Source organism: Pseudomonas frederiksbergensis (assembly GCF_000802155.2).
Classification (GTDB): domain Bacteria; phylum Pseudomonadota; class Gammaproteobacteria; order Pseudomonadales; family Pseudomonadaceae; genus Aquipseudomonas; species Aquipseudomonas frederiksbergensis_A.
This window is the reverse complement of record NZ_JQGJ02000011.1, coordinates 114,844-139,859: the sequence shown is the minus strand read 5'-3', so window position 1 is coordinate 139,859 and position 25,016 is coordinate 114,844. Positions and strand designations below refer to the sequence as shown.

25 protein-coding genes, 2 tRNA genes and 1 pseudogene are annotated in these 25,016 nt (G+C 56.1%); 21 read left to right on the top strand and 7 right to left on the bottom strand.

Annotated features, from left to right (window positions below):
* Nucleotides 1–36: 36 nt before the first annotated feature.
* The 4 genes from JZ00_RS20090 to JZ00_RS20075 form a co-directional block, all read right to left on the bottom strand.
* Nucleotides 37–291 (bottom strand): DUF2164 domain-containing protein, encoded by a 255-nt coding sequence (locus tag JZ00_RS20090; RefSeq protein WP_039592699.1) that lies wholly within the window; start codon nucleotides 289–291, stop codon nucleotides 37–39.
* On the bottom strand, nucleotides 291–929 hold the full coding sequence (gene hisH / locus JZ00_RS20085) for an imidazole glycerol phosphate synthase subunit HisH (RefSeq protein ID WP_003196824.1): 639 nt from the start codon (nucleotides 927–929) through the stop codon (nucleotides 291–293). Before hisH ends, JZ00_RS20090 begins: the two co-directional genes overlap by 1 nt.
* Entirely contained in the window at nucleotides 929–1,522 is a 594-nt protein-coding gene (hisB, locus tag JZ00_RS20080) for an imidazoleglycerol-phosphate dehydratase HisB (RefSeq protein WP_003186751.1), read from the bottom strand. The genes hisH and hisB overlap by 1 nt, the downstream gene beginning before the upstream one ends.
* A gap of 216 nt (nucleotides 1,523–1,738) precedes the next feature.
* Complete coding sequence (locus JZ00_RS20075; protein WP_039592698.1) at nucleotides 1,739–3,400, bottom strand: OFA family MFS transporter; 1,662 nt, start codon at nucleotides 3,398–3,400, stop codon at nucleotides 1,739–1,741.
* Between the two features lie 260 nt (nucleotides 3,401–3,660).
* On the opposite strand from JZ00_RS20075, the gene panM reads away from it, so the two are divergent.
* From panM to JZ00_RS20020, 11 genes are all read left to right on the top strand, one after another.
* Nucleotides 3,661–4,059, top strand: coding sequence for an aspartate 1-decarboxylase autocleavage activator PanM (panM, locus tag JZ00_RS20070; RefSeq protein WP_039592697.1), 399 nt, complete (start codon nucleotides 3,661–3,663; stop codon nucleotides 4,057–4,059).
* A 109-nt stretch (nucleotides 4,060–4,168) separates the two neighbouring features.
* On the top strand, nucleotides 4,169–6,394 hold the full coding sequence (locus JZ00_RS20065) for an AsmA family protein (protein WP_039592696.1): 2,226 nt from the start codon (nucleotides 4,169–4,171) through the stop codon (nucleotides 6,392–6,394).
* Nucleotides 6,391–7,458: an A/G-specific adenine glycosylase gene (mutY, locus tag JZ00_RS20060; protein WP_039592694.1), complete on the top strand. Its 1,068-nt coding sequence runs from the start codon at nucleotides 6,391–6,393 to the stop codon at nucleotides 7,456–7,458. Before JZ00_RS20065 ends, mutY begins: the two co-directional genes overlap by 4 nt.
* Nucleotides 7,455–7,727, top strand: a complete 273-nt coding sequence (locus JZ00_RS20055) for an oxidative damage protection protein (protein WP_039592693.1) — start codon at nucleotides 7,455–7,457, stop codon at nucleotides 7,725–7,727. Before mutY ends, JZ00_RS20055 begins: the two co-directional genes overlap by 4 nt.
* 102 nt (nucleotides 7,728–7,829) lie before the next feature.
* A tRNA-Phe gene (locus JZ00_RS20050) sits at nucleotides 7,830–7,905 on the top strand.
* 116 nt (nucleotides 7,906–8,021) lie between these two features.
* Nucleotides 8,022–8,351: a DHCW motif cupin fold protein gene (locus tag JZ00_RS20045; protein WP_039592692.1), complete on the top strand. Its 330-nt coding sequence runs from the start codon at nucleotides 8,022–8,024 to the stop codon at nucleotides 8,349–8,351.
* A 61-nt stretch (nucleotides 8,352–8,412) separates the two neighbouring features.
* Nucleotides 8,413–8,820 (top strand): hypothetical protein, encoded by a 408-nt coding sequence (locus tag JZ00_RS20040; protein ID WP_039592691.1) that lies wholly within the window; start codon nucleotides 8,413–8,415, stop codon nucleotides 8,818–8,820.
* 201 nt (nucleotides 8,821–9,021) lie between these two features.
* Nucleotides 9,022–10,119, top strand: a complete 1,098-nt coding sequence (locus JZ00_RS20035) for a PDDEXK nuclease domain-containing protein (RefSeq protein ID WP_046509944.1) — start codon at nucleotides 9,022–9,024, stop codon at nucleotides 10,117–10,119.
* 51 nt (nucleotides 10,120–10,170) lie between these two features.
* Nucleotides 10,171–10,779: a biliverdin-producing heme oxygenase gene (locus tag JZ00_RS20030; RefSeq protein ID WP_039592690.1), complete on the top strand. Its 609-nt coding sequence runs from the start codon at nucleotides 10,171–10,173 to the stop codon at nucleotides 10,777–10,779.
* Nucleotides 10,776–13,010: an ATP-binding protein gene (locus tag JZ00_RS20025; protein ID WP_039592689.1), complete on the top strand. Its 2,235-nt coding sequence runs from the start codon at nucleotides 10,776–10,778 to the stop codon at nucleotides 13,008–13,010. The genes JZ00_RS20030 and JZ00_RS20025 overlap by 4 nt, the downstream gene beginning before the upstream one ends.
* A 40-nt stretch (nucleotides 13,011–13,050) precedes the next feature.
* Nucleotides 13,051–13,497, top strand: a complete 447-nt coding sequence (locus tag JZ00_RS20020) for a hypothetical protein (RefSeq protein WP_039592688.1) — start codon at nucleotides 13,051–13,053, stop codon at nucleotides 13,495–13,497.
* Nucleotides 13,498–13,506: 9 nt separating this feature from the next.
* On the opposite strand, the gene JZ00_RS20015 is transcribed toward JZ00_RS20020, so the two are convergent.
* Entirely contained in the window at nucleotides 13,507–13,947 is a 441-nt protein-coding gene (locus JZ00_RS20015; RefSeq protein ID WP_039592687.1) for a hypothetical protein, read from the bottom strand.
* Between the two features lie 376 nt (nucleotides 13,948–14,323).
* On the opposite strand from JZ00_RS20015, the gene JZ00_RS20010 reads away from it, so the two are divergent.
* The 6 genes from JZ00_RS20010 to JZ00_RS19985 all read left to right on the top strand — a co-directional run bounded on the left by JZ00_RS20010 (nucleotide 14,324) and on the right by JZ00_RS19985 (nucleotide 19,033).
* Nucleotides 14,324–15,097, top strand: a complete 774-nt coding sequence (locus JZ00_RS20010) for an ABC transporter ATP-binding protein (protein WP_039592686.1) — start codon at nucleotides 14,324–14,326, stop codon at nucleotides 15,095–15,097.
* Nucleotides 15,098–15,110: 13 nt separating this feature from the next.
* Complete coding sequence (locus JZ00_RS20005; RefSeq protein ID WP_039592685.1) at nucleotides 15,111–15,866, top strand: ABC transporter substrate-binding protein; 756 nt, start codon at nucleotides 15,111–15,113, stop codon at nucleotides 15,864–15,866.
* Between the two features lie 78 nt (nucleotides 15,867–15,944).
* Nucleotides 15,945–16,640 (top strand): ABC transporter permease, encoded by a 696-nt coding sequence (locus JZ00_RS20000; protein WP_039592684.1) that lies wholly within the window; start codon nucleotides 15,945–15,947, stop codon nucleotides 16,638–16,640.
* Nucleotides 16,637–17,326 (top strand): ABC transporter permease, encoded by a 690-nt coding sequence (locus JZ00_RS19995; RefSeq protein ID WP_039592683.1) that lies wholly within the window; start codon nucleotides 16,637–16,639, stop codon nucleotides 17,324–17,326. The genes JZ00_RS20000 and JZ00_RS19995 overlap by 4 nt, the downstream gene beginning before the upstream one ends.
* Nucleotides 17,307–18,560, top strand: a complete 1,254-nt coding sequence (locus JZ00_RS19990) for a methyltransferase (protein WP_039592682.1) — start codon at nucleotides 17,307–17,309, stop codon at nucleotides 18,558–18,560. Before JZ00_RS19995 ends, JZ00_RS19990 begins: the two co-directional genes overlap by 20 nt.
* 397 nt (nucleotides 18,561–18,957) lie before the next feature.
* Nucleotides 18,958–19,033: transfer RNA gene (locus tag JZ00_RS19985), tRNA-Thr, on the top strand.
* A gap of 172 nt (nucleotides 19,034–19,205) precedes the next feature.
* Here the strand turns inward: JZ00_RS19985 and JZ00_RS19980 are convergent.
* A complete protein-coding gene (locus JZ00_RS19980) occupies nucleotides 19,206–19,847 on the bottom strand; it encodes a BRCT domain-containing protein (RefSeq protein WP_039592681.1) in 642 nt (213 codons plus the stop codon).
* 132 nt (nucleotides 19,848–19,979) lie between these two features.
* Between JZ00_RS19980 and JZ00_RS31560 the strand changes: the two are divergent.
* The 4 genes and pseudogenes from JZ00_RS31560 to JZ00_RS19965 form a co-directional block, all read left to right on the top strand.
* Nucleotides 19,980–20,252, top strand: a pseudogene (locus tag JZ00_RS31560) (integrase domain-containing protein); the annotation flags it as partial.
* Nucleotides 20,249–20,524: a hypothetical protein gene (locus JZ00_RS30360; protein ID WP_082112114.1), complete on the top strand. Its 276-nt coding sequence runs from the start codon at nucleotides 20,249–20,251 to the stop codon at nucleotides 20,522–20,524. The pseudogene JZ00_RS31560 and the gene JZ00_RS30360, both read left to right, overlap by 4 nt.
* Nucleotides 20,525–20,895: 371 nt before the next feature.
* Nucleotides 20,896–21,627 (top strand): FRG domain-containing protein, encoded by a 732-nt coding sequence (locus JZ00_RS19970; RefSeq protein WP_039592679.1) that lies wholly within the window; start codon nucleotides 20,896–20,898, stop codon nucleotides 21,625–21,627.
* On the top strand, nucleotides 21,624–22,133 hold the full coding sequence (locus JZ00_RS19965; protein ID WP_039592678.1) for a YfbU family protein: 510 nt from the start codon (nucleotides 21,624–21,626) through the stop codon (nucleotides 22,131–22,133). The genes JZ00_RS19970 and JZ00_RS19965 overlap by 4 nt, the downstream gene beginning before the upstream one ends.
* A gap of 453 nt (nucleotides 22,134–22,586) precedes the next feature.
* On the opposite strand, the gene JZ00_RS19960 is transcribed toward JZ00_RS19965, so the two are convergent.
* A complete protein-coding gene (locus JZ00_RS19960; protein WP_039592677.1) occupies nucleotides 22,587–24,572 on the bottom strand; it encodes an ATP-binding protein in 1,986 nt (661 codons plus the stop codon).
* Between the last annotated feature and the right edge of the window lie 444 nt (nucleotides 24,573–25,016).

Sequence of the window (25,016 nt, the reverse complement as noted above, 5' to 3'; positions counted from 1 at the left end):
AACCTTCAAATACGAATATTCAGCTTGGCTCGAAAATCAATTTTTCTCGAGCGCCCACAAGTCGCTTTCAATGCTTTCGAACCTTTCTTTAAGGTGCGTCTGCACATCGAAAATCGCCCTGTTGTAATAATGCGGAGCAATTTCGCGGGTAAACAGGTCAAGAATTTCCGCCGCTTCGAACGAGCCCAGGTCCAGCTCGAAACGTTCCTCCATGAACCGCTGGATCTTGCGGTTCGCCTCATTCTCCTGTTCCGGCGTGAGGGTGAGGATCGGCGGTTTCTTGCGGGCCATTACCAGCGACCGTCCCACGCCGCGAAGTTCTGCAACAGTTGCAGGCCATGGGTATGGCTCTTCTCCGGGTGAAACTGCACGGCGAAGCGCGAACCGTCGGCCAGGGCCGCGGCGAAATCGACGCCATAGTGACCGCTGCCCACCACCTGCCGCGCATTGCCGGCGGCGATGTAGTAACTGTGCACGAAGTAGAAGCGCGCCAGGTCCGGGATGTTGTGCCACAGCGGGTGATCGACCGTCTGCTTCACTTCGTTCCAGCCCATGTGCGGGACCTTCAAGTGCTCGCCGTCTTCATGCAGGCCCTTGCCGAAAAACTTCACCTGGCCGGGAAACATGGCAATGCAATCGACGCCGTCGTTCTCTTCGCTGTGCTCGAGCAATGCCTGCATGCCCACGCAGATGCCGAGGAACGGCCGGTCCTGGCTGACTTCGTGCACCAGCTTGTCGAAGCCCAGGCGACGAATCTCGGCCATGCAGTCGCGAATCGCACCAACACCGGGAAATACCACCCGGTCGGCTTCGCGAATCACGTCGGCATCGCTGGTGATCAGCACCTTGCCGGCCCCCACATGCTCGAGGGCCTTGGCCACCGAGTGCAGGTTGCCCATGCCGTAGTCGATAACCGCGACCGTCTGCATTACAGCACGCCCTTGGTGGAAGGCATCTGGCCGGCCATGCGGTCATCGAGTTCGACGGCCATGCGCAGCGCGCGGCCGAAAGCCTTGAACACGGTTTCGATCTGGTGGTGGGTGTTGTGCCCGCGCAGGTTGTCGATGTGCAGGGTCACGTTGGCGTGGTTGACGAAGCCCTGGAAAAATTCCTGGAACAAGTCAACGTCAAAGCCGCCGACGGTGGCACGGGTGTAAGGCACATGCATCTGCAGGCCAGGGCGGCCGGAGAAATCGATGACCACGCGCGACAGCGCTTCATCGAGCGGCACGTAGGCATGGCCGTAGCGACGGATGCCCTTCTTGTCGCCGATGGCTTTGGTGAAGGCTTGCCCCAAGGTAATACCGACGTCTTCCACCGTGTGGTGGTCGTCGATATGCAGGTCGCCCTTGCTGACGATGTCCAGGTCGATCAGCCCGTGACGGGCGATCTGGTCCAGCATGTGCTCAAGAAAAGGCACGCCGATATCAAATCGGGCCTTTCCGGTGCCATCCAGGTTGATCGAGGCTTTGATCTGGGTTTCCAGAGTGTCGCGCTCGACAGATGCCTTACGTTCGGCCATCACCAGCTCCGCAAAATCATTGGGCGAAAAAGGCAGCCATTATAGGGGTGCGAGCGACAAACAGAAACAAAAGAGGTGACATCACTGACGGGCTGAAACCCGGGCTGTCGGTGATAGACATGTGCATACAAGCCTGTGCCATGCCCATGAATGACTGTGGGAGCGAACCCGCTCCCACATGAGATATGCCCCGGCCTGATGGCCAGGGCCAAGCTCTTAGCGGAACAACACCGCCGTCTTCTGCAGCGTTACCCACACACCCCACGCCAACGGAATGCCCACCACCAGCCAGGCGGCGATCGCCAGGGGCTTGGTGCCCGGTGCGGCTTTCCATTCCAGCGAAGTAGTGCTGTCGGCGCCCTTGTCATGGCCCAGCGCCTGTTCGGCGGCCAGTTCGGCGTCGGTCATGAAGTACTTGTCGGCGACCGGACGGACCATCAGGTTGCAGAGGAAGCCCAGCACCAGCAGGCCGGCAAGGATGTACAAGGTGATGTCATAGGCCGCGGCACGTTCAACGCCGATGCTCAGTTGATATTCACGCAAGTAGTTCACCAGTACCGGACCCAGCACGCCTGCCGCTGCCCAGGCAGTCAGGAGACGACCGTGGATTGCGCCAACCATTTGGGTACCGAACAGATCCGCCAGGTAGGCCGGCACGGTAGCGAAACCGCCGCCGTACATCGACAGGATGATGCAGAACGCCGCCACGAACAGCGCGACGCTGCCCAGGTGACCCAGGTTCGGGATCAGCGCGTACAGGGCAAAGCCCAGGGCGAAGAACACGAAATAGGTGTTTTTGCGACCCAGGTAATCCGAGAACGAAGCCCAGAAGAACCGGCCGCCAATGTTGAACAGGCTCAACAGACCGGTGAAGCCGGCCGCGATGGCAGCGATCTGGCCCAGTTGCACGGCGTCCAGCTGGCCGAAAGGCAGGTCATTGCCGAGCAACTTGCCGCCAAACACTTCCTGCAGCAGTGGCGAAGCCATGCCGAGAATGCCGATACCAGCGGATACGTTCAGGCACAGCACCAGCCATACCAGGCGGAACTGCGGGGTCTTCCATGCAACGTTCACGTGAACGTGGCGATGGGTGATCATCGCGTTCGCGGCTTTCTTCGGTGCCGGGGTCCAGCCCTCGGGCTTCCAGCCGGTTGGCGGGACGCGGTAAGACAAGGCGCCACCGATCATGAACACGAAGTAGATCGCGGCCATCACCAGGAAGCTCTGCCAAACGCCTACATCGGTCGGCGTAGCGAAGTGGCTCATCAGCGCTGCGGCCAGTGGAGCACCCACCATCGCACCGCCACCGAAGCCCATGATCGCCATGCCGGTCGCCATGCCGCGCTTGTCCGGGAACCACTTGATCAACGTCGAGACTGGCGAGATGTAGCCCAGGCCCAGGCCGATACCACCGATCACCCCAGAGCCGACCCACATCAGCCAGATCTGGTGGGTATAGATACCCAGCGCCGAAATCAGCAGGCCACCGCACCAGCACAAGGCCGATACAACGCCGGCCTTGCGTGGCCCGGCGTGTTCCAGCCAGCCACCCCAGATGGCTGCCGAGCAACCCAGGAAGATGAAGAACAGCGTGTAGATCCAGCCGAGCATCGAGATCGGCCAGTCACATTGGGACGAAAAGACTTGCGAGATGAAGCTCATATCCGGCGCACAGGCGACAGGCTTGGAGATACCCAAGGCCTTGGACAGTGGTAGCCAGAACACCGAAAAGCCATAGGCCATGCCGATGCAGAGGTGAATGGCCAGCGCGGCCGGTGGAACCAGCCAGCGGTTGAAGCCGGGCTTGGCAATAATGCGTTCCTTGGAGAGGAACGCAGGCTGGTCGGCGATGCCGTCCGCCGTAATGCTCGTGCTCATTGTGTATCCCCCAGTTATTGGAATGGTTCGCCAGCCACGCATCACCCTCAGCCTTTTTGCACGCAGGCATGGCTGTATTCTGTGGTGAAGCTCCATTTTGGTGCGACATCACGCCGCAGAAGGACGGGCGAACTGACAAAGGTTACCATTTGCTCGTGACAGAAAAACCAAAGTGCTATCACCTTTTTTCTGTCATCCGTCTTATCGCGCCTCTGCTCACTTTCTGTAGGGGGCAATTCGTTTATTTTTCAGGAATTTCCATGCCCATCGTTGTCGAGCAACTCAATGAAGCCATTCGTCAGGACGATCAGGATCTGCAGAAAATCTACCAGGACGCCCCGGCTTGGCTGTTCGAGCCGTTCAGCGATGCCACGCAACTCATTGGGAAATGTCTCGAGGAGGGCTCGTTGATCGCGGCACGCTTCAATAATCGCCTGCTCGGCGCAGCAAGGCTGCAACGGCACCAGGACGTCTGGCGCTTGTCCCACCTATGCGTACGAAACGTCACTCGTCGCCGGGGCGTGGCGGAACGACTGGTGAGCGAAGCCCGGAGGATGGCGCTGCAGGAAAATGCCGAGCTTCGACTTCGGGCACCTGCCGGGCATCTGGAAGCCCAGGCATTGGCGGCAAAGTTGAAACTGCCGCTGGATGTCGACTAGCACACCTGTGGCGAGGGGATCTGCCTCAGGACAGATCACCCAACGCTCCACCAACCCGGGACGTTATACTCCCAGGCAAAATTTGAACTCAACCTACAAGGATTCGCCCATGAAAGCGTTCGGCAAAATCCTGGGTCTGGTACTTCTCGGGCTGTTGCTGATCATTGTGGCCCTGGGCTTTGCCCTGACCCACCTCTTCGATCCCAACGACTATAAAGAAGAGATCCGCCAGATAGCCCGCGACAAAGCCCACATTGAGCTGACACTCAATGGGGACATCGGCTGGAGCCTGTTTCCATGGCTGGGTCTGGAATTGCACGAAGCCAGTGTCGCCACCCTGGCCAACCCGACCCAACCTTTCGCCGACCTGCAGATGCTCGGGCTGTCTGTCCGGGTGATGCCACTGCTGCGCCGCGAAGTGCAGATGAGCGATGTCCGGGTCGAGGGCTTGAACCTGCGCCTCAACCGTGACAAGAACGGCCACGGCAACTGGGAAGACATCGGCAAGGCGCCTGCCTCAGCGTCCACCCGGGAAGCACCGACGCCCGTCGAGCAAACCACCCCGCCTGCCAACGCACCCGCAGAGAAGCCGGCCCAGCCAACCCGGCTGGACATCGACAGCCTGACCGTGAACAACGCGCGGGTGGAATACACCGACGAGCAGACCGGCAAGCAGTTCAGCGCCGAAAGCATCCAGTTGAGCACCGGCCCGATCCATGACGCGACCAACATTCCGGTCACTCTCACAGCGTTCCTGTCCAGCAACCAGCCGGCCGTCCGCGTGCGTACCGAAGTCACTGGCGAACTGCGCTTCGAACGCGCTTTACAGCGCTATCGGTTCGAAGACTTGAAGCTCTCCGGCGAAGCCACCGGCGACCCTTTGCAGGGCAAGACCGTGAGTTTCGCGGCCCAAGGGCAACTCCTCCTGGACAAGGCAGCGAACGTCGCCGAATGGACCGGCATCAAGCTTTCCCTGAACCAGCTGCGTGCGTTGGGCGAGTTGAAGGTCAACGACCTCGACAAGACACCGCAATTGAACGGCGGCATTTCGATCGCCCAATTCGACCTGGCGAAATTTGTCGACAGTGTCGGCCAGCAATTGCCGGCCATGGCTGAAGGCAGCCTGAGCAAGGTCGAACTGGCCAGCCGCATTACCGGCACGCCGAGCAGCGTCGAACTCAACGACATCAACCTGAAGGTTGATGACAGCCACTTCAGCGGTCGTATCGCCGTGGAAGACTTTGCCAAACAGGCCCTGCGCGTGCAGCTCAAGGCCGACACTTTCAACGTCGACCGCTACCTGCCGCCAAAATCCGCCGAAGCCGACAGTTCCAAGGCGGCCCGCGAGGCCGAAGTCAGCAACACCGAGGCCAGCGCCATGGCCGGTGCCGGCAGCACGCCGCTGCCGAGCGCTCCAACCCAAGGAGCTTGGAGCAATGATCGGCTATTTCCGGTGGAGCGCCTGGGCAAGCTGGACCTCGATGCCGACCTGACCTTCGGGCAACTGACCCTCGAAAAACTGCCGATCCAGAACGCTGCGCTCAAGGCCACCGGCCTGGGTGGCCTGTTGACCCTGGAGAATCTGCGGGGCGATTTGTACAGCGGCAATTTCGAAACCAAGGGCACCCTGGATGTGCGCCAGCCTACGCCGCAGTTGAGCCTGCAGACCCGCATCAATCGGGTCCCGGTCGAGAAAATCATCGAGGGCCAGGGCAAGAACCCGCCAGTCAAGGGCCTGGTCACGCTCAATAGCGCGATCACGGCCAACGGCAACAGCCAGAAAGCCCTGATCGACAGCCTCAACGGTACCGCCGGGTTCGTCATCAACGACGGCGTATTGCTCAATGCCAACCTCGAACAGCAACTGTGCAAAGGCATCGCGACCCTCAATCGCAAGTCCCTCAGTGGCGAACCCCGGGGCAAGGACACGCCTTTCCAGCAGCTCAACGGCAATCTCACCTTCAACAACGGCGTTGCCAGCAACCCGGACCTGAAAGTGCGCATTCCCGGCATGACCGTCAACGGCAACGGCGATATCGACCTGCGCGTGCTGGGCATGGACTACCGCGTCGGTGTCATCGTCGAGGGCGACAAGAGCGACATGCCCGACCCCGCCTGCCAGGTCAACGAGCGCTACGTCGATGTCGAGTGGCCATTGCGCTGCCGCGGCCCACTGGAACTAGGCGCTAAAGCCTGCCGCCTGGACAACGACGGGCTGGGCAAGGTCGCGGCGAAACTGGCCGGCGACCGTCTCGGCGACAAGATCGATGAGAAGCTGGGTGACAAGGTCAGCCCCGAGCTCAAAGATGCGCTCAAGGGGTTGTTCAAGCGATGACATCCGAGCAGTTTTCCACCGCCGTACTGGACTGGTTCGATCGTCACGGGCGCCATGATTTGCCCTGGCAACAGGGCATCACGCCGTATCGGGTGTGGGTCTCGGAAATCATGTTGCAGCAGACCCAGGTCAGCACCGTGCTCAATTACTTCGACCGTTTCATGGCCTCGCTGCCCACCGTCCAAGCCCTGGCCGCCGCGCCGGAGGATGAAGTGCTGCACCTGTGGACGGGCTTGGGCTACTACACCCGTGCGCGCAATCTGCAGAAAACCGCGAAAATCGTCGTCGAGCAGTACGGCGGCGAGTTTCCCCGGGACGTGGAAAAACTCACCGGACTGCCTGGGATTGGCCTGTCGACCGCAGGTGCCATCGCCAGCATCAGCATGGGCCTGCGGGCGCCGATCCTCGATGGCAACGTCAAGCGAGTACTGGCGCGCTTCACCGCCCAGGAGGGCTACCCAGGCGAACCCAAGGTTGCGAAACAACTATGGGCCGCCGCCGAGCGCTTCACACCGCAAGACCGCGTCAACGCCTACACCCAGGCGATGATGGACCTGGGCGCCACGCTCTGCACCCGCAGCAAACCCAGTTGTATGCTCTGTCCGCTGAAGCAAGGCTGCGAGGCGCACATGCTGGGCCTGGAAACCCGCTACCCGATTCCCAAGCCGCGCAAGGAAGTGCCGAAAAAGCGCACCTTGATGCCAATGCTGGCCAACCGCGAGGGCGCGATCCTGCTTTACCGTCGCCCTTCAACCGGGCTGTGGGGCGGTCTGTGGAGCCTGCCGGAACTCGACGACCTCGACGATCTGCAACATTTGGCCTTGCAACACGCGCTGGAACTGGGCAGCCAGCAGCCAATGCCTGGCCTGGTGCACACTTTCAGCCACTTCCAGTTGGCGATCGAACCCTGGCTGGTCCGGGTCCGGGAAACCGGTCATCACGTGGCCGAGGCCGACTGGCTCTGGTATAACCTCGCCACCCCGCCGCGCCTGGGCCTTGCCGCCCCGGTCAAAACCTTGCTCGAACGCGCGGCCGCCGTAATGAACGCAGGAGAGTTGCAATGACCCGCACCATCATGTGCCGCAAGTACAAAGAAGAACTCGAAGGCCTGGAGCGAGCTCCGTTCCCGGGCGCAAAGGGCCAGGACATCTACGACAACGTCTCGGCCAAGGCCTGGGGCGATTGGCAGAAACACCAGACCCTGCTGATCAATGAAAAACGCCTGAACATGATGAACGCCGAGGATCGTAAATACCTCCAAGGCGAGATGGAGAAGTTCTTTTCTGGCGAAGAATACGCCAAGGCCGAAGGCTACGTACCACCGTCCGAATAAGCTGTTAAATGCGGGGGCGGATCGTAAGCGACGGTAATAATTAAATATTTTTTGATAACGTGCTTGACGCCCCCCTGAAAAACCCGTTTAATGCGCCCCGTTGCCCAGATAGCTCAGTCGGTAGAGCAGGGGATTGAAAATCCCCGTGTCGGCGGTTCGATTCCGTCTCTGGGCACCAAATACCGAAAACCCCGATCAAGAAATTGATCGGGGTTTTTTTATTGCCCGGATTTTCTTCCGCCGCCTTATCGACTCAGCTACATTCGTCCGCTCCCCTCCAGCAAGCGAGTCGACATGGACATCACCGGCATCCCCTTCGGCACCACCGATTGGTCAACCATCGAGCCCACCGAACACAAAGGCGTCACCGGGACCGCCTATTGGCGCACGCAACAGTTCGGGAACATCCGGGTACGGATGGTGGAATACACGGCGGGTTATCTGGCCGACCATTGGTGCACCAAAGGTCACGTCCTCTTTTGCCTCAAGGGCGAGCTCAATACCGAGCTCGAAGATGGCCGGCAATTTTTGCTCAAGCCAGGCATGAGCTACCAGGTGGCGGACCAGGCCGAGCCCCATCGCTCTTTCACTTCATCGGGGGCCACGCTTTTCATAGTCGATTGAGATTCGAAGCGTTCGCGTTGAAGCTGTAGGATAGATCGCCTTATTCATCAGGAATCCGACCATGTCATCGGCGAACAAACAGCAGAAACGCAACCAGCGCGCCAAGGCGAAAGCCAAGAAGAACCGCATTCAACGTGCTGCTGCGCCAAACGATTTCCTGGACCCGAACGACGAGCGCATCGACTTGGAAACCGTAGACTTGTCGGAGATGTTCCAACTGATGAGCGCTGCCGAGAAAATCAGCCAGCAGGCCATGTGCACGGTCTTCCTGGCGCACCCATTGCTGGAATTGGTGCTAGAACAGGAAGGTGAGGACGAAGCCACCGACTTCATCATTACCGCCTTGATCGAGTACCGTCGCCTGACCACTGGCGTCGATGAGCAGACCGCGCTGGACTGGGTGGAAAGCAAGCAATTCCAAGCCGATTATGTGGCCGCCTCCCAGGCACTGGCCCAAGGCCAAGCCTGACGTCACGACAGAGCCCGAGGTGGATTACGCCCGGCGAGGATCCCTCCTACAGGCTAGGTTCCAACTACATGGGACGGCGTCATACCCGTCCTGCATAAACCCGCTATTTTTCCTCCCGCACAATCAGCTGCGTCCGGCATCCACCCAATTTCTTTTAGAGCATCCTCCTGGTCCGCCCCCTCTCAACGGCTGGACACTCCAATGACACCGACACCTACCCAGGATGATCCACAGCTCGCTCCCCTGATCGACGAACTTGGCGAGCTGATCCGCCAGGCTCGCCAGAAAGTCCTGCGCGCGGTCGATACGCTTCAGGTGCAAACCTGTTGGCAGATTGGTCGACATATCATCGAGTTCGAGCAAGAGGGCGCCGAACGAGCGGCCTACGGGGCAAGGCTGCTGCCGTCTTTGGCGAAGGTGCTGACGGCGCGGTTTGGGAAAGGGTTTGATGAACGTAACCTGCGCCACATGCGGGACTTTTATCAAAAGTTTCCAATTTGGAACGCAGTGCGTACCGAATTGAGCTGGACTCATTACCGGACGCTCTTGCGGATAGAACCCGACAGTACCCGCCAGTGGTACATGAACGAAACCGCCGTTCAAAACTGGTCGACCCGTGCCCTGGAACGCCAGATTGGCACGTTCTATTACGAACGCCTTCTAGCAAGCCGCGATCGGTCCGCGGTGGAGCAGGAAGCAGCAACCAACATAGGAAAACTCGATTTCGGCCCACGGGACATTGTCAGGGACCCGGTGGTCCTGGAGTTCCTCGGATTGCCCAATGCCGGCATGCTGCAGGAGAGCGATCTGGAACAGGCCTTGATCGATCAGCTACAGGGCTTTCTGTTGGAACTCGGCAAAGGCTTCGCCTTCATTGCGCGTCAACAGCGCATCAGTACCGAAAGCAAGGACTTCTATCTCGACCTGGTCTTCTACAACTACGTGCTCAAGTGCTTTGTCATCGTCGACCTCAAGCGTGGCGAACTGAGCCATCAGGATATCGGGCAGATGGATATGTACGTGCGCCTCTACGATGACCTCAAGCGCGGCCCCGACGACAAACCCACCGTTGGCATCATCCTTTGCGCCCAGAAGGACGAGTCGGTTGTGCGTTATTCGGTGCTACAGGGCAATGAACAGCTATTCGCCAGCCAGTACCAACTGGTGCTGCCCTCCGAAGAAGAACTGCGCAGGGCGCTGGATTGCGAACGGGCGCGACTGGAGGAACGACAACCCGACCGCGCTACCGGAACAATAAAGCCCGCAATTGACGATCGCCCACCCAATAAACCTGTGTAAGATTGATGCGCTTTTTTTCTGCAACGCTCCACTTGAAGAGCTTCATTCTGCATGTCTGCACCGTCCGCCCCTCCGTCCTCCCTGATCCAGGCCTTGCGGACTGAAACCGCTGAACTGCACGTTGCCTTGGAGAAACGCCTGCCGTTTTTCTCCGAGCAACTGGATGTTGACCTGTACCGGCGCTTGATAGCGGCCTACCACGGTTTTTATCAGCCACTGGAACGCCAATTCCAGGTCCTCGCGCTCGCTCCGACCGGACTGGACCAGTCCCTGCGCATCAAGCTGCCGGTACTACGCATGGATCTCATGGCGCTGGGCCTGGACGAAACGGCGATTGAAGCGCTGCCCGCCTGCCAGCGTTTGCCGCAGATCGATTCACCGGCCGCCGCCCTCGGTGTTTCCTATGTGCTCGAAGGGGCAACATTGGGTGGACAGATCCTGCGACGCAGGGTGGCCGAACAGTTAGGCCTCGATGCATCCAGCGGCGCCGCCTTCCTCGACGTCTATGGAGAACTCACCGGCCGGCGCTGGAAGGATTTTCTTCAGTATCTAGGCGATCGGAACCTTGGCGACGAGCAGATGCTCGAAGCCACACGCGCCGCCAGGGCGACATTTATCTGTTTTGAACGCTGGCTGGACAGTCAGGAGGTCCTGTTATGAAACCGGAAGACCAAGAAGCCTTCGAACAACTGCTGGCCAATTGCTCAGACGAACCGATTCGCTTCCCCGGGGCCATCCAGCCTCACGGCGTATTGCTGATGCTGTCCGAGCCCGATTTCTTGATCCGCCAGGTCAGCGCGAATGCACAAGAATTGATCGGTCAGCCCGCCCAAGGACTTCTTGGCCTGCCCCTGGACGTTCTGTTCGGGCAAGAACAGGCCGTGAACCTTCTGGAAGCTTTCCGCAGCGACGCTGAAAGAGACAACCTTCCCCTCGACATCGTAGTGAACCAGCAGCGCTTCGACGCCCTGATCCACCGCCACCAGGGCGCCTTGATTGTCGAACTGGAACAGCACCTGACCGACTTCCGTCCCGAGGGAGTCAGCGGCGAGGCCAACCTGGGCCGCATGTTGCAGCGCCTGCAAAGCGCCAAGTCCCTTCAGGCCCTGTACGAAATCAGCGTGCGCGAAATCCAGGCCATGACCGGCTACGACCGTGTGTTGATCTATCGTTTCGAGGAAGGCGGCCACGGACAAGTCATCGCCGAGGCCAGCGCACCTTCGATGGAGCTCTACAAGGGTTTGTTTTTCCCAGCGTCGGACATCCCTGAGCAGGCCCGCGAGCTGTATCGCACCAATTGGTTGCGCATCATCCCCAACGCCGACTACACCCCGGTCCCACTGGTACCCGAGCTGCGTCCCGACACGCAGGCACCGCTGGACCTGAGCTTCTCCACGCTGCGCAGCGTCTCGCCGATCCACCGCCAATACATGAAGAACATGGGCGTGCTGTCATCCATGAGCATCTCGCTGATGAAGGGCGAGCAATTATGGGGACTGATCAGCTGCGGCAATCGCCAGCCGCTTCATGTGCCACACGAGATGCGCATGGCCTGCCAGACGATCGGCCAGATCCTGTCGCTGCAGATCAGCGCGATGGAAGCCATTGAGCTGGCGGGACAACGGGATGCCAAGCTCGAAGGGCTCCAGGCGCTTGCCACTGTCATGGCGCAATCCAGCGAAAACGTTTTCGAAGGCCTGTCCCTCGCGCCCCAGTGCCTGATGAATCTCACCGGGGCCAATGGCGTCGCGATCATCGAGGACAACAAGCTGTATCGCCACGGCCAGTGTCCGGAACCAGAACAGATCCGTGAATTGCACAAATGGATAATGGAAACCGGCCAACCGGTCTTCTCCCACCATAACCTGGGCGGTGTCTTCGAGCCGGCCAAGGCTTATCAGGACGTTGCAAGCGGAGTGCTGGCGATTCACCTGCCCAAGCCCGTGGAAAACGGCGTGCTGTGGTTCCGCCCCGAGGTGAAACAAACCATCAATTGGAGCGGTGACCCGCAAAAGCCCCTCGACCTGGAACAAAGCGAGACCGGTTTGCGCTTGCGTCCGCGGACATCGTTCGAAATCTGGAAAGTCGAGATGGACGGCATCAGCACCCAATGGAGCCATGGTGACCTGTTCGCCGCCAATGACCTGCGTCGCTCGGCCCTGGAAACCGACTTGGCACGTCAGGTTCGCAAGGAGCGGCAGGCAGTGCAGGCCCGGGATGAGCTGGTGGCAGTGGTCTCCCATGACCTGCGCAACCCGATGACTGTCATATCCATGCTTTGCGGCATGATGCAAAATTCCTTCAGCTCCGACGGGTCTCACAGCTCGAAGCGAATTTCCTCGGCCATCGACACCATGCAGCAAGCCGCCAGTCGCATGAATTCGCTGCTGGAAGACCTGCTCGACACCTCGCGCATCGACGCCGGCCGCTACACCATCCACCCCAAGCCGATGGACGTCAGCCAGATCTTCGAAGATGCCTGCTCGCTGTTGACGCCGCTGGCCTCTGCCAAGGCCATCGATATCTCTTTCCATGCCGAACCCAATCTCAAGATCAACGCGGACCCGGAGCGGCTGTTCCAAGTGCTGTCCAACCTGATCGGCAACGCCATCAAATTCACGCCGCAGCGAGGCAGTGTAGGCATCAGCGCAATGTCGGTAGGCGATGAGATAGTGTTCAGCGTCCGCGACACGGGAGAAGGTATCGCACCCGAACAATTGCCCCATGTGTTTGACCGCTACTGGACCACCAAGGAGGGCAACCCGAACGGCACCGGACTCGGGCTTTATATTTCCCAGGGGATTGTCCAGGCTCATGGCGGTAAACTGCAGGCCGAAAGCCAGCCAGGCAAAGGCAGCGAATTTCGCTTTACCGTGCCGAAAATCGATTGAGCCGGGCACCGCCCCCTAACGAATTGGAAACCGAAGCCCAATGGCCTCACTGAACAAACAGCAGAAACGCGCCAAGCGCGCCAAAGACAAAGCCAAGCAAATCCGCATGACGGGACGCAAATCCATCCCGATGTACGGCGATCCGGCCCACGCCACCGCCCAGCCACCAGTCTACGTGCTGGAACTGTTTGCCAAGCTGCGCGAAGCCGAGGCGGTCAGCCGCAGCCAAATGCTTGACACGCTGCTTAGCAATGTCAGCGAGATGATCATCGAGCGCCCGGCCCTGCTGGACCTGAAAAACGCCGAAAACGAGAGCATGGCCGCGACCAACCTGGCCGCGGATATGCTGGTGGACTATCGCATGTGGGCCGATGACATGGATCGCGAAACCGCCCAGCGCTGGCTCAGCACGCCGGAGTTCATCAAGGATTTCAGCGAGGCGCTGGACCGTTATCGTCAATCCATGGAAGAGCCCGCCAGCGAGTAAGCTCCCCGGCTACTCGCTACTGTTCCAGTGGAACACCAGCTTTCGCGCGGCTCCGCCGGCCACGTTGGCGGTGTCGCGACGCTCCACGCCGTTACGCGTCGCCACCACGCCGTACTTGCCCGGCGGTAGCTGTACATACACCAACGGGCCTGCATCGCTGAGCGTCAGCAATGTTTGCCCCGATGCGTTCTGCACGGTCACGTCCACATCCGGGACGTATTTGTTCTCGGGGCCGATCGCAAACGTCATGTGCAGGTTGTAGCCCTGGGCCTGCTCGATGGCCCGGGCTTCGTCCTCGCCGATGCCTCCGGACAGATAGGTGATACCGTTCTGCTGCATGGGTTGGACCTGCACGCCCGAGTTGTCGATGGGCGTGAGGTTGGTGGCGTTGACGACGATGGGGAACAGCAGCGTCCCCATCAAGACGATAGTGGACGCTAGCGACTTCATGGCAACAAACTCCTGAAATGAGTGCCATCTCGTTTGAGCACTACATGAGCCTCGCCGTTTAGATCAATTGGGAGTTGAGCCGAACGCCAGTCGGAATAGACAACGCTCATCCGATTAACCCTTCCCACCCCCGCCCAAAGCTGGCACCATCGCGCCTTTTTTTAGCGACTCCCAGGCATTTTGCCGGTGTGCATGGTTAAAACAGCCGTTCGGTTGTTGATAGCGCGACAGTCTGCTGTGTCGATGCGACAACCTGATGCACATCATTGGCCTACCGTCCGAAGCGCTGTTGGCTGTCATTCGGACGCATGCTAGCTTGGCCGCCTCGCCAGGAAGGCTGCCAACAGCAAGGGAGCACATATCATGAGGACCGCACATGGCCCAGGCCACGCCCGCGCTTGAAATCCGCAACTTGCATAAACGCTACGGAAAGCTGGAGGTGCTCAAAGGCGTCTCGCTGACCGCTCGCGACGGCGACGTGATCTCGATCCTGGGCTCCTCCGGTTCCGGCAAGTCCACGTTTTTGCGCTGCATCAACCTGCTGGAAAATCCCAACCAGGGCCAGATTCTGGTGGCCGGCGAAGAACTCAAGCTCAAGGCCGCGAAAAACGGTGAACTGGTGGCCGCCGACGGCAAACAGATCAACCGCATGCGCAGCGAGATCGGTTTTGTATTTCAGAACTTTAATCTCTGGCCCCACATGAGCGTGCTCGACAACATCATCGAAGCCCCGCGCCGGGTGCTGGGCCAGAGCAAGGCCGAAGCCGTCGAAGGCGCCGAAGCCTTGCTGGCCAAGGTCGGCATCGCCGACAAGCGCCACGCCTACCCGGCCGAACTGTCCGGCGGCCAGCAGCAACGTGCCGCCATCGCCCGCACACTGGCGATGCAGCCCAAAGTGATTCTGTTCGACGAGCCAACTTCCGCCCTTGACCCGGAAATGGTCCAGGAAGTACTAGGTGTGATCCGCGCCCTGGCCGAGGAGGGTCGCACCATGCTGCTGGTGACCCACGAAATGGGCTTCGCCCGTCAGGTTTCCAGCGAAGTCGTGTTCCTTCATCAAGGCCTGGTCGAGGAGCAAGGATCGCCACAGCAGGTCTTCGAAACCCCGCTTTCGGCGCGCTGTAAGCAATTCATGTCCAGCAACCGCTAACGGAGCAGTACCCATGCAGACTTACAAGAAGTTCCTCCTGGTCGCAGCGGCCAGCCTGATCTTTTCGGCAAACGCCATGGCGGCCGAAAAACTGAAGATGGGCATCGAAGCGGCTTATCCTCCGTTCAACAACAAGGATGCCAGCGGCCAGGTCGTGGGTTTCGATAAAGACATCGGCGATGCTCTGTGCGCCAAGATGAAAGTCGAGTGCGAAGTGGTTACGTCCGACTGGGACGGCATCATTCCGGCCCTGATGGCCAAGAAGTTCGACTTCCTGATTTCTTCGCTTTCGATCAATGAAGAGCGCAAGCAAGCGGTGGACTTCACCGACCCGTACTACTCTAACAAACTGCAATTCATCGCCCCTAAAAACGTCGATTTCAAGGTCGATAAAGAGTCCCTCAAAGGTAAGACCATCGGGGCACAGCGCTCCACGCTTGCCGGCACCTGGCTGGAAGACGAACTGGGCAGCGACGTGACCACCAAACTCTACGACACCCAGGAAAACGCCTACCTTGACCTGGTTTCCGGCCGCGTCGACGCGATCCTGGCGGACAAATACGTCAACTACGACTGGCTGAAAACCGACGCTGGGCGTGCTTACGAATTCAAGGGCGATCCGGTGGTTGAGGGCGACAAAATCGCCATTGCGCTGCGCAAGGGTGACAACGAGCTGCGCAACAAGCTGAACGCCGCGCTCAAGGAAATCATTGCCGACGGCACCTATAAAAAAATCAACGACAAGTACTTCCCGTTCAGCATCTATTGATACTGACGTGCCTGGCTGGCGCCCGCTCCTGCGCGGCGCCGGTCCTTAGCCAAGCCTGCCGCGATATAACAAATACCCATGATGATCGACCTATATGGATTCGGCCCGGCGCTTGCCGCCGGCGCGCTGATGACGGTCAAGTTGGCCCTGTCGGCCCTTTGCCTGGGGCTCGTGCTCGGCCTGCTCGGCGCCCTTGCCAAGACCTCCCCGTACAAGCCGCTGCAATGGCTTGGCGGCACCTATTCGACACTGGTCCGCGGCATTCCGGAATTGCTCTGGGTGCTGTTGATCTACTTCGGCACCGTCAACCTGATGCGTGCCTTGGGTGAATATTTCGGCAACCCCGACCTTGCCCTCAACGCCTTCGCCGCCGGCGTCATCGCCCTCGGCCTGTGCTTTGGCGCCTACGCGACGGAAGTGTTTCGCGGTGCGATCCTGGCGATACCCAAGGGGCACCGTGAAGCCGGCGTAGCTTTGGGCCTGTCGAAATGGCGAATCTTTACTCGGTTGATCCTGCCGCAGATGTGGCGCATCGCCCTGCCCGGCCTGGGCAACCTGTTCATGATCCTCATGAAGGATACCGCGCTGGTTTCGGTGATCGGCCTGGAAGAAATCATGCGTCACGCGCAAATCGGCGTGACCATCTCCAAGCAACCGTTCACGTTCTATATGGTCGCCGCACTTATGTACCTGGGCCTGACAGTGCTCGCCATGCTCGGCATGCACCTGCTGGAAAAACGCGCCGCCCGCGGCTTTGCCAGGAGCACCCAATGAACTGGGACGTCATCATCAAGTGGCTGCCGAAGCTGGCCCAGGGCGCCACATTGACCCTGGAGTTGGTGGCTATCGCCGTGATCGCAGGGCTACTGCTGGCGATTCCGCTGGGCATCGCCCGCTCATCGCGCCTGTGGCAGGTGCGGGCATTGCCCTACGCCTACATCTTCTTTTTCCGTGGCACGCCGCTGCTGGTCCAGTTGTTCCTTGTCTATTACGGCCTGGCACAATTCGATGCCGTGCGCAGCAGTGCGTTGTGGCCGTATTTGCGGGACCCATTCTGGTGCGCCACGGCCACCATGACCCTGCACACAGCCGCTTACATCGCCGAGATCCTGCGCGGCGCGATCCAGGCCATCCCTCGTGGCGAAATCGAAGCCGCACGGGCCTTGGGCATGTCGCGGCCCAAGGCGCTGTTCTACATCATGCTGCCCCGCGCCGCGCGCATCGGCCTGCCGGCCTACAGCAACGAAGTGATCCTGATGCTCAAGGCCAGCGCCCTGGCGAGTACCGTGACCTTGCTGGAACTTACCGGCATGGCCCGCACCATCATCGCCAGGACCTACATGCCTGTGGAGATTTTCTTCGCGGCCGGCATGTTCTATCTGCTGATGTCGTTCGTTCTGGTGCAAGGCTTCAAGCAGCTGGAACGCTGGTTGCGCGTTGATGCCTGCCAGGGACGCTGACAGCCGCGTCCTGACGGGCGAGGCATTGCTCGCCCGTTTCATGGCGCTGGACGTTTTTCTCACCACTCATCAGGCACTATGGAAACCGCGTCCCTTCATCCATCTGCAGATGCCTTGGGAAACGTCCCACCCGGAATTGGCCCAATGGCTACGCCAGCGTTCGCTTGAGACTGCGGAAAACGACCATCACCAGCCATGGTTAATGGAGGATGCGCCAGCGCCGTTTCCAGAATTGGCCGCTATCTCCCGCACCCTCGGCGCGGTCGCAGAATTGCCGGCCAATGCGCTCGAAGCATCAAGCCACCGCCTCAACGTCGACGTACCCGGGCGCAAATGGCAGCAGATCGAAGCCTTCGCCAGCCGCCTGCGCTTCTCCACCGCACCGACCCACTGGCTCGATTGGTGCGCCGGCAAAGGCCACCTCGGTCGACGCTTGCTGCACGATGAGCAGCAACTGACCTGCCTGGAATACGATCCTGCCTTGATCGCCAGCGGCCAGTTGCTGAGCCAACGCCACCACCTGCCCGCCACGCACCTGCAACAAGACGTACTGGCAGCGGACGCGAACCAGGTGCTGCATCCGGAACACACCCCCGTAGCCCTGCACGCCTGCGGCGACTTGCACGTGCGCCTGATGCACCTGGCCAGCGCCGCTGGCTGTGCACAACTGGCGATCGCGCCGTGCTGTTACAACCGCATCAACAGCGAGCGTTATCAAGCGCTGTCCGACGCCGCCAAAGGCTCCGGCCTACAACTGTCGCTCGACGATCTCAGCCTGCCGCAGACCGAGACCGTCACCGCTGGCGCCCGCGTAAGAAGGCAACGGGACCAATCCATGGCATGGCGCCTGGGCTTCGACCTGCTGCAGCGACAAATCAGAGGGTGCGACGACTACCTGGCCACCCCCTCATTGCCCAGCGCCTGGCTGGAAAAATCTTTCGCCCAGTACTGTACCGATCTGGCAGCCCTGAAAGGCTTATCCACAGTCGGCACACCTGATTGGGCCGCCCTGGAAGCAGCAGGCCAGCAGCGCCTGGCCGAGGTGCGAAACCTGGAATTGGTGCGAGGCCTTTTCCGCCGACCACTGGAGCTTTGGCTGGTGCTGGACCGGGCACTTTTCCTCAGCCAAAAAGGCTACGACGTCCGCCTCGGCACCTTCTGCGAAACCCTCCTGACGCCGCGCAACCTGCTGTTGCTGGCAGAGCATCGCCAAGGCGAAACAGCCTGTGGATAACTCTGTTGATGAAATAAACCTGGATCCAAGAAAACCGTGATTTTCGGGTTGAAACTTAGCTGGTCATTTTTTGTTCACATGGATAAAAAACCATGAAAACAGCAGCTTGCGAGCAAACCGGGAAATTGTCACAAAACCGAAAGATATCACTCGCAACGTCCTATCGATTGTGCATAAGCAGCTGAGCAAACCAGCATAAACGTTGGGTCCGGCAGCATTTTCGCCCCGCCCCACAGGCGCTTTGGCTTGCCCCGCATGAGTAAAGCAACCGCCCGCCGCCAAGCCCCTCACGCCCCGCCCAACCGCGCCCCATCCACCGGAACTGCTGCCCGTCTAAAAATAGTCAGAATTCAGGGGTTTACAGAACCTTCCCAATCGCTATAATCGTCGCCCACACGCCGGTATAGCTCAGTTGGTAGAGCAACTGACTTGTAATCAGTAGGTCCCGGGTTCGACTCCTGGTGCCGGCACCATACAAAACAAAGCCCTCGCAGAAATGCGAGGGCTTTGTTGTTTCTGGACCGTCCACTTTTACCCCATGCTGAAACCTGCGGGAACAAGCTTGCTCGCGATGAGGCCGTCAACCCATCGAAAATCTTTCGGCCAAGATGGGCAATCTTTTAGAACACCACGACGGAAGCAATCTCAACCAAACAGCATCTTTTGCCAGTGGTCCTCACCCACAATCGCAATCGAAGCCCCCGCCTCCCGCAGCTCCACTGCCTTCATAATCTTCGTTCCGTAAGTACTGTGGCGCCACTGCTCATTACCCACGCTGCCGACCACTAGGTAATGCACCTTCTTGCTCACACCACCACCAATCAAACCGCCACGCTCCTCGACCAATGCCTGACAATCTTTGCGCGGGCCAAAAGCCATTACGCCTGTAAATACAAACAACCGGCCGTCCCACATCAAGTCAGGAGCCGGTGAATTGAATGGAAGGTCCGTAGGAGCAACAGCCATAGCTCCGCCGACCTGCGACTTCTCAATGCCTACTCCAGAAAAACTACGTAGGATGTTAAGCAGCTCAAGAGATTCGTCAGGGTCCAGAGCATCGTCCTGAAGCATGGAGGCCAAACGCGAATAGAGCAGATTGATCACCGGGTCATTCAGATGTGCGAGATTGTTTTCCAACCATTGCTTTAGAAAAACCGCTTCGTTGACGTTCACGACACCGTCGGCCGTAATCCCAGCGGCCAGCCCGACCAAGGCATCGGCAGCACGTCGATCAATACGAGCGTTGTGAAAGAATTTGCTGTTTTCGAACTCGTTGTGTAGGTCCATTACGGGGCTCCTTCGGGTGTGTTGGCCCGGCATTGAAGCGGTGCTGCCTGAGGAATGGTGTGTTCAAACCTAGCATTCCTGCGCGCAGAACCCCGTTTTTGATAAGAAAATAAATCCGTCCCCTTTTTTACGCCACACGAAAGCTACCTAAATTTTCTGCAAGAAATCATCCGCCCTGCGCGGGACATCCTGCATGCACACGACCTCAAAGGTTTCCATGAGCTTCGAGCCGCGTACGCATGTGAGCGCTACGAGCAAATTACCCAACACCGTGCGCCTATCAACGGTGGCCAATGTTATCTGGCAGATAGGAACCTTGATCGTGATGCCCAGAGGCAAATCAGCTATGAGCTGGGGCATCGACGGATTGAAGTGGTCGGTGCTTACATTGGTGGTCGAGTATGAGCAAGCCGTTCGATATGGAGTTGTTCTTGGCTGGCGTGCTGACCGGCTCGCACACGACGCGGCAACGCCATCTGCGGCAGGCGATGCTAATCCAAGCTGAAATTTCAAAGCGCTGGCGGCGAGAAACACCTTGGGCTTGGCAGCAAAAGCACTTGATTTGGTTTCTTGATCATTGTCTTTCCGACCGCAACCAGGTGACAAGGCATTACTATGTGCTTACAGCTCGGCGACTTGCCCGGCATCTAGGAAAGTCATGGGTATTTAATCTCTGAATGGAAGCTGGTGCTAATAATCACGTTCCGCAGATATAGCCTCAATAGAACCAAAGATAGCTATAGACTTTAGACTAATTCGACTGTGAATAATTAACTGAGTACGATTGCAAGAAATCTTAAGCTGAGCTAGAGTCATAAGACGCCTAGCTATGACTGGAGCGTATTTTTTACCCGATACTCTGCCATTCGGAATCTCACACAATGGCTAGAGTAGAAGCAAAGTCGATCTAGATGGAGGCTTTAGCTCACAAGAAACAAGTTTTTCAGTCCTGACTCATTAGACCTGCACGTCAATTCGACTGCAGGAAGCTTCGCCAACAAGCAGATTAAAAACTACTTAATAGTGGTCATAACTATAGAGAAACCGAATGTCAGCATGGAATGATTTTCTGGCCAACGTAAGAGAAGCTGAACTTGAGTTAGGTAGCCCTTTAGAGACTTGGTATCGCGGACATTCCGACCCCTCTTGGCATCTAATCCCAAGCCTGCCAAGAGAGCAGAACTGGGAGGAAAAAGAGAAAGCTTTATTTTTTGAGTTCACACAAACAGCCTCTCGACTGTTCGACAAACGCGCGAATGATTGGGAAACGCTTTTTGACATGCAACACTACTGGATACCAACTCGACTTTTAGACTGGACCACTGTATTAGGAGTTGCAATAGCTTTCATTTTACATAGTGACTACTCAGACGAAAATGATAGCGCACTTTTTGTATTAGACCCGATTGCATTGAATCGCTTGAGCAGAAGAGAAAATGTAATCTCAGTACCTGAAGAGAAAGAATTCGAATACAAAAAGCTTTACTGGGAAAATCGACCAGTTCAAATTGAAAAGCCTCTAGCCATTCGTCCCACTCAAATTAGCGAAAGACTTCGAGCACAAAACGGCACTTTCACAATCTTTGGTACTCAGGACGCTACATTTGAAGCTGCAGCGACATCTTGCTTTCGTAAAATCATACTCCCGAAAGAAGCTAAGGCCGAGGCCCGAGAGTTCTTAAAGTGGTCTAATCTAAACGAATACACGATATACCCTGATATCGTGGGGATGGCCCGCCACATCAAACACAAAATACTGACCCAAGGAGGCCAACAATGACCACCCTAGATAAGAAAGATCGCATAATCCTGATAAATCAATACAAGATTCTTGCTGCACTTGATACTGATGATCGCAGCCACTACAAAGAACTGATTGATATCCTAGAGAATGGCTACTCCATTTTCTACAATATGATTGACCAATGGGTTGGCGATGACATGCCTTCTGAAGAGGGTCGCTTTGTACTTGACATTCTCGACCTGTACCGTGCAATTGAAGACTTGAAGCGTTCAAGCAAAAGCTCAGTCATCACTTCTCATCCTTACTCGTTCTTCAGAGGCTTTGATGGAAATAACGAAACTGAATACATGGGATTTTGTCGCTTTCTAATTGAGACACAAGGTAAGTTTCAAGAACAGAAACCATACTTACTAAAGAATGACAATTTAAACAGCCACATGCCCATGATTCCAAAATACTCACGTATGCTTCAGAAGCGAGCAGAGCTAGGTATAGATTTCAGCCTAACGAAAGACGATGCCATCCAAATATTGGACGCCTAACTGCAGGCACCCGTAATATACGCTCCGCACCTCTCTACACCGAAGTCAATCTGACTAGCGGAACATGGTAGAAAGTTGCCACAAAGTAGTGGCAACTTTCATGACCTTTGGTATCTTATTCGATAATAATTGCATACGAAAAAAGGGGACTGATTTATTTTCTGAGAAGTAAATCAGTCCCCTTTTCTGTCCCCGCCTTTTTTAAATACCGAGTAACCCAATCGCGCCCTCAAAAGCTGAGTTTTTGTGAAGCATGCAGCCACCTACAAAACTCCGTGATGGCAAAGCATTATGAACCTGGATGGGAATTGGACTGTGGTCACCGATCTCTTCACCAAACTCGACGGCAGGGACCGACTCCCCCCACTTGTGTAAATCTGCACAGAAACCGTGTTATTTCTGAGAGCGGGCTACCGCCCCGATAGCCTGACTTTAAGAAGACTAAATATTCGGCTAGGCGACCATTTCTTTCGGAGCGTCAGAGGTTCTCACCGCAGCCACTATGTCGTCTGCAGAATCATGCCTGCCATCAGTAAGCCGCTCCAATTCGAGTTGGAGATTTTTATTTAAAAAATCGTGCTTCAACTCAAATTCAGTAAAAATCTCACTCCATCTAAATGCGTACACCCGATATTCACCAATAAACATCAATCCAGGTTCACCATGGTTTTTATGACTCTTTATCTGGCTTTCAATATAGCCAGTCGAGTCAAATTGATTCCCTATCAAATAAAACTTCCAATCCATATTGGAACCATTAAACTGATCAATCGATCTAATTACCTGATAATAATCATAAACCTGATCAAACTCTTTCTTGCCCAGACGAATATTCGTAGGATGCTTTAACTCAAGCACAATATTCTCTACTATGCTTTGCTTCTTCCCTTGTCTAACAAGGAACAAATCCATTTCTCTGTTTTTGCTCTCATGATCAACTGCGCCCTTACTATCTATACCATGCAGCAAGTATGTATATCGGCGTAAAGCTTCTTCAAATTTTGGCTCAGCTGCGGTTAGAAGTTGGTACTCCTCACCTATTAGCCAGTAATTTTTCTCCATCATCTTCTGTAGATGTGGGACTTCTCCGGCATACATATTCGGATCGAATACCAACTTCTTAAATTCCGCGACAGACTTATATCGATCGCTTATCAACTCGATAGTGTTTACTATCGATGACATTTTGGTTGTCTGCAGTTGACGCGCAAAGCGCTCCCTCTCTCCTGAGGACAAATCAACTACACCGTCGAGTATTTTAAATAAATCCTCAACCTCACCGCTATCAACAATTAAAGATATAAACCTAATGAAGGTAACCTTTTGAGTAGGGTTCAAATTGGAAAATATTTTTGGTTCTACCTGATAGAGTTGAGTAATGGTCTCTTTCAAATCTTCATGCCGCGCTAGCTCCCAATTATTCTTCGAATTAAACTCAGGAAAATAGCCTTTAGCCTCAAACTCTTCTACTAGCTTCTTAGCATGATCAACAATGAAAGGTTTACGCTTGCTTCTCAGGAATGAATTAATGTTCTTTATCATCTCCTTGAATTCCTCAGATTGATCCGTCGTAGCGGATAACAGATCAATTTGCCCGCCTTCCTTGCCAACACTAAAATCTTTAAAGTAATCGCTCACCACAAAAACACTATGATAAAATTCATCCCCTTTATTATTAAGGGTCGTCGGACGTGAGTACTTAAAGCCACCCACAAGATCTGAACAATAGAACCTGGAGAAATGGCGATTCAACTTTCTAGACCACCTTACAAACTTAACATCAAAGAGGTGATCAGCAATATTGAGAGTAAATTCCTCTGAATCTCTAACGAGAGACTCACAGGGTATATCAGCGCCATTAATGCGAATCGCAAAACCTTGATCTTTTTTCAGTTCCAACAGCCATGCGAAATCCTTAATCAGATAGGAAGTCAACTCATCTTTAATGTAAGACTCAGACAGGCCGATAATATTTTCGAAACTAACACACGTGCCCACCTCTTTACCGGAAACTTTTTCCTCGGAGGAGAAGCTGTAGTTATCAATATCATCATCGCTTACTTTAATTTCATATTCATATACTTCATCGCCGCTGGCATATCGGGTTCTCCATATTGCTCTTTGTGCAAAATGAAAAAAGGTCAAGCGTCCAAGGCCATTTTTACCATGTACGAGCGAGTGTTGTACCTCAAGATCTCTTTTTTCAGAAGATAGAATAGGCTTAAACTTATTCTCAACCTGATGGTGTGGAATTCCCGAGCCATTGTCCTGCACAGCGAGATATTTGATCCCCCCCAGATCATCAACTTCGTACCTAACATCAATAGAAGTCGCGCCCGCGTCAAAGCCATTCCATATATATTCAGCTACAGCCCTATAAGATTTGATAGCCTTAAGCCTATTTTTAATCCCTTTTGCCTTGACTTCAACTTTGGCCATTATCCCCGCCTTACACTCTCACTGACATAGACAACATAGCAACGACGTTATATGCGCGCAAATATAGCACCACCTTGATTTTTTGGCCACACCTACACTAACAACTACAACTTCGCCAACCTTCTCTAGGCATGTAGAAATACGCACAACTACATAAATATGCAATCAAGTCGCGGAGTTCTATGGTATCAACCTGCTGGGCGGACAAGGCAAATATTCCCCTCGACTGCTTAAGCTGATCACACCCGATAGTCTAGGAAGAAGAAAAGGATAGTTTTTGGGATAGCCTAGCGATGAGCCAAAAGATTAATCCATTATTATCATAAGGTTACTGTCTTTTTCGATTCTTGGTGCCACCATACAAAACGAAGCCCTCGCAGAAATGCGGGGGCTTTGTTGTTTCTGGGTGTCCATCCCTGAAAAACCTGTGGCAGCAAGCTTGCT

What these genes read in the sequence shown, in the direction of transcription:
- JZ00_RS20090 (WP_039592699.1), bottom strand. Translation starts at nt 291, where the DNA reads ATGGCCCGCAAGAAACCGCCGATCCTCACCCTCACGCCGGAACAGGAG.
- hisH (WP_003196824.1), bottom strand. Translation starts at nt 929, where the DNA reads ATGCAGACGGTCGCGGTTATCGACTACGGCATGGGCAACCTGCACTCG.
- hisB (WP_003186751.1), bottom strand. Translation starts at nt 1,522, where the DNA reads ATGGCCGAACGTAAGGCATCTGTCGAGCGCGACACTCTGGAAACCCAG.
- JZ00_RS20075 (WP_039592698.1), bottom strand. Translation starts at nt 3,400, where the DNA reads ATGAGCACGAGCATTACGGCGGACGGCATCGCCGACCAGCCTGCGTTC.
- panM (WP_039592697.1), top strand. Translation starts at nt 3,661, where the DNA reads ATGCCCATCGTTGTCGAGCAACTCAATGAAGCCATTCGTCAGGACGAT.
- JZ00_RS20065 (WP_039592696.1), top strand. Translation starts at nt 4,169, where the DNA reads ATGAAAGCGTTCGGCAAAATCCTGGGTCTGGTACTTCTCGGGCTGTTG.
- mutY (WP_039592694.1), top strand. Translation starts at nt 6,391, where the DNA reads ATGACATCCGAGCAGTTTTCCACCGCCGTACTGGACTGGTTCGATCGT.
- JZ00_RS20055 (WP_039592693.1), top strand. Translation starts at nt 7,455, where the DNA reads ATGACCCGCACCATCATGTGCCGCAAGTACAAAGAAGAACTCGAAGGC.
- JZ00_RS20045 (WP_039592692.1), top strand. Translation starts at nt 8,022, where the DNA reads ATGGACATCACCGGCATCCCCTTCGGCACCACCGATTGGTCAACCATC.
- JZ00_RS20040 (WP_039592691.1), top strand. Translation starts at nt 8,413, where the DNA reads ATGTCATCGGCGAACAAACAGCAGAAACGCAACCAGCGCGCCAAGGCG.
- JZ00_RS20035 (WP_046509944.1), top strand. Translation starts at nt 9,022, where the DNA reads ATGACACCGACACCTACCCAGGATGATCCACAGCTCGCTCCCCTGATC.
- JZ00_RS20030 (WP_039592690.1), top strand. Translation starts at nt 10,171, where the DNA reads ATGTCTGCACCGTCCGCCCCTCCGTCCTCCCTGATCCAGGCCTTGCGG.
- JZ00_RS20025 (WP_039592689.1), top strand. Translation starts at nt 10,776, where the DNA reads ATGAAACCGGAAGACCAAGAAGCCTTCGAACAACTGCTGGCCAATTGC.
- JZ00_RS20020 (WP_039592688.1), top strand. Translation starts at nt 13,051, where the DNA reads ATGGCCTCACTGAACAAACAGCAGAAACGCGCCAAGCGCGCCAAAGAC.
- JZ00_RS20015 (WP_039592687.1), bottom strand. Translation starts at nt 13,947, where the DNA reads ATGAAGTCGCTAGCGTCCACTATCGTCTTGATGGGGACGCTGCTGTTC.
- JZ00_RS20010 (WP_039592686.1), top strand. Translation starts at nt 14,324, where the DNA reads ATGGCCCAGGCCACGCCCGCGCTTGAAATCCGCAACTTGCATAAACGC.
- JZ00_RS20005 (WP_039592685.1), top strand. Translation starts at nt 15,111, where the DNA reads ATGCAGACTTACAAGAAGTTCCTCCTGGTCGCAGCGGCCAGCCTGATC.
- JZ00_RS20000 (WP_039592684.1), top strand. Translation starts at nt 15,945, where the DNA reads ATGATGATCGACCTATATGGATTCGGCCCGGCGCTTGCCGCCGGCGCG.
- JZ00_RS19995 (WP_039592683.1), top strand. Translation starts at nt 16,637, where the DNA reads ATGAACTGGGACGTCATCATCAAGTGGCTGCCGAAGCTGGCCCAGGGC.
- JZ00_RS19990 (WP_039592682.1), top strand. Translation starts at nt 17,307, where the DNA reads ATGCCTGCCAGGGACGCTGACAGCCGCGTCCTGACGGGCGAGGCATTG.
- JZ00_RS19980 (WP_039592681.1), bottom strand. Translation starts at nt 19,847, where the DNA reads ATGGACCTACACAACGAGTTCGAAAACAGCAAATTCTTTCACAACGCT.
- JZ00_RS30360 (WP_082112114.1), top strand. Translation starts at nt 20,249, where the DNA reads ATGAGCAAGCCGTTCGATATGGAGTTGTTCTTGGCTGGCGTGCTGACC.
- JZ00_RS19970 (WP_039592679.1), top strand. Translation starts at nt 20,896, where the DNA reads ATGTCAGCATGGAATGATTTTCTGGCCAACGTAAGAGAAGCTGAACTT.
- JZ00_RS19965 (WP_039592678.1), top strand. Translation starts at nt 21,624, where the DNA reads ATGACCACCCTAGATAAGAAAGATCGCATAATCCTGATAAATCAATAC.
- JZ00_RS19960 (WP_039592677.1), bottom strand. Translation starts at nt 24,572, where the DNA reads ATGGCCAAAGTTGAAGTCAAGGCAAAAGGGATTAAAAATAGGCTTAAG.